Origin of the sequence: Neorhizobium huautlense (genome assembly GCF_002968575.1) — a bacterium.
In the GTDB taxonomy this organism is placed as follows: domain Bacteria; phylum Pseudomonadota; class Alphaproteobacteria; order Rhizobiales; family Rhizobiaceae; genus Neorhizobium; species Neorhizobium huautlense.
This window is the reverse complement of sequence record NZ_PVBM01000031.1, coordinates 44216-52072: the sequence shown is the minus strand read 5'-3', so window position 1 is coordinate 52072 and position 7857 is coordinate 44216. Positions and strand designations below refer to the sequence as shown.

The following is a 7857-nucleotide window of genomic DNA, read 5'->3' as shown; positions in this document are numbered from 1 at the left end:
AACCCAGGCGCCAGGCCGGGAGAACTACGGGCCTGACGACCTCAACTGCTCCAACCGCCCGGTGCGGACCCGCATGCCGGGTGGTGTGGGAGGGGCGGAGCCAATAGGCTCCCCCCTATCCCGATTTCAGTCTAGCGACCAGGTCGGCCACCCCGGAGATCCAGCTGGGGGCGAGTGAACCGAACTGCTCGTAATAAGCGTCCTCAGCCTGCCGGCTGTCACCTTTCGCAGCGGGATAGATTGGGCGGGAAAGAATGAGGGCGACGACATTCTCATACATCGGGAATTTCTCCTCTAGAAAAGCCGTCTCCTCCTCTAAACATAAAAAAGTGCTTCTTATAGAGAAAAAACCGCATTATGTTTTTCACTGATGAAAAACATAACTTGGGACGCTTACGAGCTTTTTATGCAGGTGGCCCGCCACGGAGGACTGTCGGGAGCTTCCGCCGTCAGCGGCCTCAGCCCCGCAACCCTTGGCCGTCGCATGCTCGATCTGGAGGAAGCGGTGGGGCGATCTCTCTTCGTCCGCAGTCGCACGGGTTACCGTCTGACATCCGATGGTTCGACCCTGTTTTCGCAAATCATGGAAATGGAGGGCACGATCCGGCGGATCGAGAGCTGGAAGCACAAAGGCGTGACTGCTCCTCTCGTCCGTGTGGCATGCGGCACCTGGCTTGCCTGGATCTTTACCCGCAACCTGTCTCTCATCCGTACGGATGAGGACAATTTTCGCCTCGACTTTTATGTGGCGGAGCGGCGGGCGAGCCTCGCGCACCGGGAAAGCGATATCGGCATTCGCGCCTTTGAACCGCAGGAGCCGAACCTGGCAGCAACGAAGCTCGGCGATGTTGCCTATGCCGCCTATCGTGCCCGAAGCGCGCACCCCTCCATGGCGGACCGATGGCTTGCAGTTTCGGAGGAGGACGCCATTTCCGCTTATCTGCGCTGGCCGCATGAAGAGCGGGCCGATCAGATCGTGGTTACCGTGAACCGGCCGCGCTCCCTGCGCGACCTCGCGCTTGCCGGTGCCGGCACTGCGGTTCTTCCCTGTTTCGTGGGCGATCAGGATATGCGCCTGGAGCGGGTGGGAGACGAGATCGCCAGCCTTCGCCACACTCAGTGGGTGGTCATGAACAACGACGATCGCCACCGCCGGGAAATCCGGGCGGTGGTCGATCGCATGGTGAGGTTCGTCAAAGGCAATTCAGACCTCTTTGCCGGTAAACGTCCTTAGTTACTGGATGCGGTTCGTCACGATGACGGGGATCATCAGGTCTCCCCAATGGCCGTCTCCGCCGTGGTGCCGGGCAGACCGGACGAGCTCGACAGAAACGCCCGCCTCGACCGCCTTCATGATGGAATGGTTCAGGCGATGCAGATCGTTGGCGAGTGTACGGATCGCCGCCTGCTGTTCTGGTGTCATGGCGGAGGACTGTTCCTCGGCGCGTTCCTTGACATGAGTCTTGACTGGGGCTTGGATCGTCATGGCATTTCTCCTCTTTTTTGATCGGGGTTTTTGAAAGGCCCTGCCCTCCGAGAAGGGCAGGGAGTTTGGCCATCATTCAGCCGCGGGGCGGAACTGGTCGTGCTCGGTGGATTCCTTCATTGCGGTGGTGGACGAGAGGCCGCCGGTGATCGCCACGGAGACGGCATCGAAATAGCCGGTGCCGACCTCGCGCTGGTGCTTGGTCGCGGTGTAGCCGTTGACCTCCGCCGCGAATTCCGCCTCCTGCAACTCCGAATAGGCCGCCATCTGCCGGTCCTTGTAGCCGCGGGCGAGTTCGAACATGCCGTAGTTCAGCTGGTGGAAGCCGGCGAGCGTGATGAACTGGAACTTGTAGCCCATCGCGCCGAGCTCACGCTGGAATTTGGCGATCGTCGCGTCGTCCAGGTTCTTTTTCCAGTTGAACGAAGGCGAGCAATTGTAGGCGAGCATCTTGCCGGGATGCGCCTTGTGGACGCCTTCAGCAAATTTGCGCGCCTGCTCGAGATCCGGCTTCGAAGTTTCGCACCAGATGAGGTCGCAATAGGGTGCATAGGCCACCGCGCGAGCGATGCAGGGCTCAAGCCCGTTGCGGACCTGATAGAAGCCTTCGACGGTGCGGCCGGCGTCGTAGTCCACGAAGGGTTGGTCGCGCTCGTCGATGTCAGAGGTCAAAAGCTTTGCTGCTTCGGCATCCGTGCGGGCAATGACCAGTGTCGGCGTGCCCATGACGTCGGCTGCAAGACGTGCTGCAGTCAGGTTGCGGATATGGGCGGCGGTCGGGATCAGAACTTTGCCGCCGAGATGGCCGCATTTCTTTTCCGAAGCCAGCTGGTCTTCATAATGAACGCCGGCAGCGCCAGCCTCGATGAAGGCCTTCATAATCTCGAAGGCATTGAGCGGGCCGCCGAAGCCGGCCTCCGCATCCGCAACGATCGGAGCAAACCACGTTTCGACCGAAAGGCCCTTACCTTCGGCAGTTTCGATCTGGTCGGCACGCTGCAGCGTGCGGTTGATACGACGGGCCAGCTCCGGTGCAGCATTGGCCGGATAAAGCGATTGGTCCGGATACATGGCGGATGCCGTATTGGCGTCGGCCGCGACCTGCCAGCCGGAGAGATAGATTGCCTTCAGTCCAGCACGAACCTGCTGCATGGCCTGGTTGCCGGTCATGGCGCCGAGCGCGTTGACGAAGTCCTCGTTGTGGAGCAACGACCAGAGACGGTTGGCGCCCAATTCCGCCAGCGAATAACGGATATCGGCCGAGCCGCGCAGCCGTTTTACGTCGTCAGCCGAATAGGGGCGCTGAATACCCTCGAAGCGGTCCTTCGGTGCTCCTGGAACGAGTGTGTAAAAATCTGTCATTGTCATTCTCCTCAACAAAGTAACCACTGCGCTCAACCGCGTTCTGTGTGACTAGATTTACAGAAAGGAATGCTGCACCGCCAGAAAAGAAGCAAAATTGGCGCCTGAAAAAGGGTTAGGATGTGTTGCTTTTCACAAACGGCTCTGTGAAGATGTCAAAACAGTAAAAGCGGCAGTTGTCTTGATTTTGTAAAAGAGGCCAAATTGGCAGAACGGAAGATATTCGCAGGTCCCCGGGTCCGGCGGGTGCGGCTGGGGCTCGGACTGACCCAGACGGCGATGGCGGACGCTCTGGGCATTTCGCCCTCCTATCTCAATCTGATCGAGCGAAACCAACGGCCGTTGACGGTCCAGCTCCTCTTGAAGCTTGCTTCCGTCTACAAAGTCGATCTTGACGCCTTGCAGGGGGAGGCAGGCGGATTGGCGAGCCAACTCCGCGAAGTTTTCGCCGATCCGCTGTTGGTTGGTGAAATTCCCGGCGATCAGGAAATCATCGAGGTTGTCGAAGCAGCCCCCAATGCAGCGTTGGGCCTGATGAAACTCTACCGGGCCTATCGCGAGCAGGCGGCGCGGCTTTCCGATCTCGCCGACCTTCTTGCCCGCGAGGGGCATGAAACCTCGATCGCGGGTGCACGTCTTCCGATCGATGAGGTACGCGAGGTTCTGGAGCGACGGCCCAACTTCTTCATGCGGATCGAGAACGCGGCTGAGGCCTTTGCAGCAAAGCTGGGCATCGGCGACGAACTGCCGGGCGCGTTGAAGGCCTGGCTGAAGAGTGAGCATGGCATCGTGGTGCGCGCGCTTCCCGTTCATGCCATGCCGAACCTGAGCCGCCGTTATGACCGCCACTCGATGCGTCTGTTCCTGTCCGAGCGCCTCTCGCCTTTCGAACGCACCCGTGAGCTCGCAATGGAAGTGGCCTTGCTGGCGCTCGGGCAGGAAATTGCAGCCGAACTCGATGAACTGGCCTTCTCGACCAACGAAGCGCGCCGGATTGGAAGATTCGAACTCGCCCGTTATGCCGCCCATGCGCTGATGATGCCCTATGGCGCATTCCTGTCGGCGGCACAACGCGCCCGCTACGACCTCGATGTGCTGCGGTCCCGTTTTGAAGTTTCCTTCGAGCAGGCGGCCAGCCGCTTGACATCGCTTGCGCGTGCGGGTGCTGCCGGCATCCCGTTCTTCCTGATGGAGGTTGATCATGCGGGGAATGTGATCCGCCGCGCCGGGGCGCAGGGTTTTCCCTTGGCACGTTTCGGCGGGCACTGTCCGAAGCTCGGCATTCACGCCGCGTTTGCCCAGCCTGGACAGATCCTGGTCGACCGGGTCGAAATGCCTGATAGCGCTGCGTTTGTCACGATTTCGCGAACGCTTGATGGCCCCCAGGCCGGCTTCGGCGAGCGTGTCCGGCGCACGGCCGTTCTGCTGGGTTGCGACTTGTCCAATGCAGGTGATGTTGTCTACGACGGCGCATTGCCAGGGCCGATGGGAACGGTGCTCGCCGGCACGGCCTGCCGCCTTTGCGAGCGGCAGGGTTGCCTCTCCCGTGCCGAGCCACCGATCACCCGCCCGCTCGGTCTGGACGAAATGGTCACCGGCTTGAGCGCCTTCGATTTCCAGTGACCTTTGTGGCGGTGCACATTTCCCCTTGTGGTGGGAAAAATTCCTTTCTACTCTCCCGAAAAAGATAAGGGAATTAAGCGCCTTTCGCATTCGCGCAGAAAAAACTGGAACAGGAGAGATCATGAAAAGCCATTTGCTCAGCTTAGCCGCCGCCGTTGCTGCGACGGCATTTGCCGCGACCGCAGCCATGGCGCAGGAGCGCGTGGTTCATGTCTATAACTGGTCCGACTATATCGACGAGTCGATCCTGGAAGACTTTACCAAGGAAACCGGCATCAAGGTCGTCTATGACGTCTTCGACAGCAACGAGATGGTCGAGACCAAACTTCTCGCCGGCGGCTCGGGTTATGATGTAGTTGTTCCGACCGGCCCATTCCTGGCTCGCCAGATTCAGGCCGGAGTATTCCAGAAGCTCGACAAATCGAAGCTGCCGAACCTCCCCAATATGTGGCCGCAGGTGATGGAGCGCCTCGCCAAATACGACCCCGGCAACCAATATGCCGTCAACTATATGTGGGGCACCACCGGCATCGGCTATAACGTCGAGAAGGTAAAGGCTGCGCTGGGAGACGTGCCGGTCGACAGCTGGGACGTACTTTTCAAGCCTGAAAACGCAGCAAAATTGAAGTCTTGCGGGATCAACATCCTCGACGCGTCCGACGAGACCTTTGCGATTGCGATGAACTACATCGGCAAGGATCCGGACAGCAAGGAGACGGCCGACCTGGAAGCGGGCGGCGACGTCTATACGAAGGTCCGCCCCTATGTGAAGACCTTCAATTCGTCGGCCTATATCGATGAACTCGCGAACGGAGACACCTGCATTTCGATCGGTTGGTCGGGCGATGTGCTGCAGGCCAAGGATCGGGCCGAGGAAGCGAACAACGGCGTGAAGGTCGAGTTCGTGATTCCGAAGGAAGGGACCTATATGTGGTTTGACAACCTGGCCATTCCCGCAGACGCCAAGAATGTCGAAGAAGCCCATGCGTTCATCAACTACCTAATGAAGCCCGAAATCATCGCCAAGGCATCGAACTACGTTCAGTATGCAAACGGTAATCTTGCGTCTCAGAAGTTCCTCGACAAGGAGGTTCTCGAAAACCCTTCCGTCTATCCGCCTGAGGATGTCGTCAAAAAGCTCTTCACGATTTCGCCCTATGGCGCCAAAGAACAGCGCGTGCTGAACCGGGTCTGGACGCAGATCAAGACCGGCAGCTGAGACAAGAGAGCGGGGCAGGCGGAAGCGTCTGCCTCGAATGCTATCGGGCTGTGGTGGGCGAAACGGGGTAAGGCATGGCGAAGTCTCTTGGGCCGGTAAAACGCAAATTCTCTCCCTGGACCGATCCTTCGGCCGTTCCTTTCATCCGCTTCGAAAACATCACCAAGCGCTTTGGTGATTTTACCGCCGTAGACAATCTGACGCTGGATATCTACGAGCGCGAATTCTTTTCCCTCCTAGGTCCTTCGGGCTGCGGCAAAACCACGCTGATGCGTATGCTGGCCGGTTTCGAGGAGCCGACGGAGGGTCGCATCCTGCTTCAGGGCAAGGATATTTCCGGTGTCCCGCCCTATCGCCGGCCCACCAACATGATGTTCCAGAGCTACGCGCTCTTCCCGCACATGACGGTTGAAAAGAACATCGCCTTCGGGCTGGAGCAGGACAATCTGCCGAAAGGCGAGATTGCGGCTCGGGTCGAAGAAATGCTGAAGCTCGTAAAACTCGAGCCCTTCGCCAGACGCAAGCCGAACCAGCTTTCCGGCGGCCAACGCCAGCGCGTTGCTTTGGCTCGCTCGCTCGCCAAGCGTCCTAAAGTGCTGCTTCTCGACGAGCCGCTCGGCGCCCTGGACAAGAAGCTGCGCGAGGAAACGCAGTTCGAGTTGATGGACATCCAGACCAATCTCGGGCTCACCTTCCTGATCGTCACCCACGATCAGGAGGAGGCGATGACCGTATCGGATCGGATCGCCGTCATGGACAAGGGTGTGATCATGCAGGTGGCGACGCCGGCTGAGATCTACGAAGCCCCGAACAGCCGCTATGTCGCGGACTTCATCGGCGATATCAATATTCTCGAGGGCACGGTTTCCACTACCGAAAGCGCGCTCGGGGCGCCGGGGGCAGTGCGGATCGATTGCGATGGCGTTTCCGTTGCCGTCGAGCAGGAATGCCAGGCCGTGAAAGGCGACAGAGTTGCCTTCGCGATCCGCCCCGAAAAGGTACGGATATCCCCGGATCAACCGACGGATACGTCCTTCAATGCCGTCTATGGCGAAGTCTGGGATATCGGCTATCTCGGCGACTTTTCGGTCTTCCTCGTCAAGATGGCTGACGGCCGCATCGTTCGTGCAGCGCAGGCAAACGTATCGCGCCTGGTCGATCGGCCGATTACGTTTGGCGACATGGTCTGGCTCACTTGGCCGCTCGATGCCGGCCTTGTGTTGACGCGCTGACCAAGGAGGAGGGGGAGATGGCGAGCGTTTCGGAGACACAAGCCGCCAATACGCCCAACCCGGCGCGCTGGTTCGTTGTCGTCGTGCCCTATCTTTGGCTGCTGCTGTTTTTCACGGCGCCGTTCCTCATCATCTTCAAGATCTCGCTGTCGGACACGGCTATTGCCATGCCGCCCTATACACCGGTCTTTCCCGGCTTTGGCGCGATCAGCGGCTACATTTCGAAGCTGGATTTTGAAAATTATCTCTTCCTTACGGAGGATCCCCTCTACATCAAATCCTATCTGTCCTCACTGAGGATCGCGGTGATCTCCACCTTCCTGCTGCTCCTGATCGGCTATCCCATGGCGCTCGCCATGGCGCGGGCGCCGATCACGCTCCGGCCGACCCTCGTCATGCTGGTCATCCTGCCGTTCTGGACCTCGTTCCTGATCCGTGTTTATGCCTGGATCGGCATCCTGAAGCCGGATGGCTTGCTGACCCTGCTCTTGCAGACGATCGGCCTCATGGGACCGAACGAGCAGGTCCTGATTTTCAGGACCGACATCGCCGTCTTTATCGGTATCGTCTATTCCTATCTGCCGTTCATGGTCCTGCCGCTTTATTCGGCGCTGGAGAAGATGGACAATACGCTACTGGAAGCCGCGAGCGATCTTGGTTGCCCGCCGTGGAAGGCATTCTGGAAGATCACCTTTCCGCTGTCGCTGCCGGGCGTCATTGCCGGGTCGATGATCTGCTTTATTCCAATTACGGGTGAATTCGTCATCCCCGATCTCTTGGGAGGTGCCGACACGCTGATGATCGGCAAGACGCTCTGGACGGAATTCTTCGGCAATCGCGACTGGCCGCTCGCCTCGGCCGTGGCCGTGGTCCTGCTGATCATGCTGGTCGTGCCGATCATGATTTTCCAGAACCAGCAGAAGAAGGTCGTGTGA

8 protein-coding genes are annotated in these 7857 nt (G+C 59.2%); 5 read left to right on the top strand and 3 right to left on the bottom strand.

Translation table 11 applies throughout. From position 1 onward, the window contains the following. Window positions 1–115 precede the first annotated feature (115 nt). Window positions 116–280 carry a hypothetical protein gene (locus C5L12_RS28225; protein WP_157949110.1) on the bottom strand — a complete coding sequence of 55 codons (165 nt, stop codon included), beginning with the start codon at window positions 278–280 and terminating at the stop codon, window positions 116–118. A 90-nt stretch (window positions 281–370) separates the two neighbouring features. Here C5L12_RS28225 and C5L12_RS24315 point away from each other — a divergent pair, with 90 nt between their 5' ends. Then, the gene (locus C5L12_RS24315) at window positions 371–1234 is read left to right on the top strand and encodes a LysR family transcriptional regulator (protein ID WP_105374640.1); all 864 of its coding nucleotides are present in this window, start codon (window positions 371–373) and stop codon (window positions 1232–1234) included. Here C5L12_RS24315 and C5L12_RS24310 read toward each other — a convergent pair whose 3' ends face one another. After that, window positions 1235–1486: an SMc00767 family acetate metabolism repressor gene (locus C5L12_RS24310; RefSeq protein WP_105374639.1), complete on the bottom strand. Its 252-nt coding sequence runs from the start codon at window positions 1484–1486 to the stop codon at window positions 1235–1237. Between the two features lie 72 nt (window positions 1487–1558). Further along, a complete protein-coding gene (aceA, locus tag C5L12_RS24305; RefSeq protein WP_105374638.1) occupies window positions 1559–2848 on the bottom strand; it encodes an isocitrate lyase in 1290 nt (429 codons plus the stop codon). A 204-nt stretch (window positions 2849–3052) separates the two neighbouring features. On the opposite strand from aceA, the gene C5L12_RS24300 reads away from it, so the two are divergent. The 4 genes from C5L12_RS24300 (at window position 3053) to C5L12_RS24285 (ending at window position 7857) form a co-directional block, all read left to right on the top strand. After that, a complete protein-coding gene (locus C5L12_RS24300; protein ID WP_105374637.1) occupies window positions 3053–4471 on the top strand; it encodes a helix-turn-helix domain-containing protein in 1419 nt (472 codons plus the stop codon). Window positions 4472–4592: 121 nt separating this feature from the next. After that, a complete protein-coding gene (locus tag C5L12_RS24295; protein WP_105374636.1) occupies window positions 4593–5690 on the top strand; it encodes a polyamine ABC transporter substrate-binding protein in 1098 nt (365 codons plus the stop codon). A 74-nt stretch (window positions 5691–5764) separates the two neighbouring features. After that, window positions 5765–6922, top strand: a complete 1158-nt coding sequence (locus tag C5L12_RS24290) for an ABC transporter ATP-binding protein (RefSeq protein ID WP_105374635.1) — start codon at window positions 5765–5767, stop codon at window positions 6920–6922. Window positions 6923–6939: 17 nt separating this feature from the next. Then, the gene (locus tag C5L12_RS24285) at window positions 6940–7857 is read left to right on the top strand and encodes an ABC transporter permease subunit (RefSeq protein ID WP_105374634.1); all 918 of its coding nucleotides are present in this window, start codon (window positions 6940–6942) and stop codon (window positions 7855–7857) included.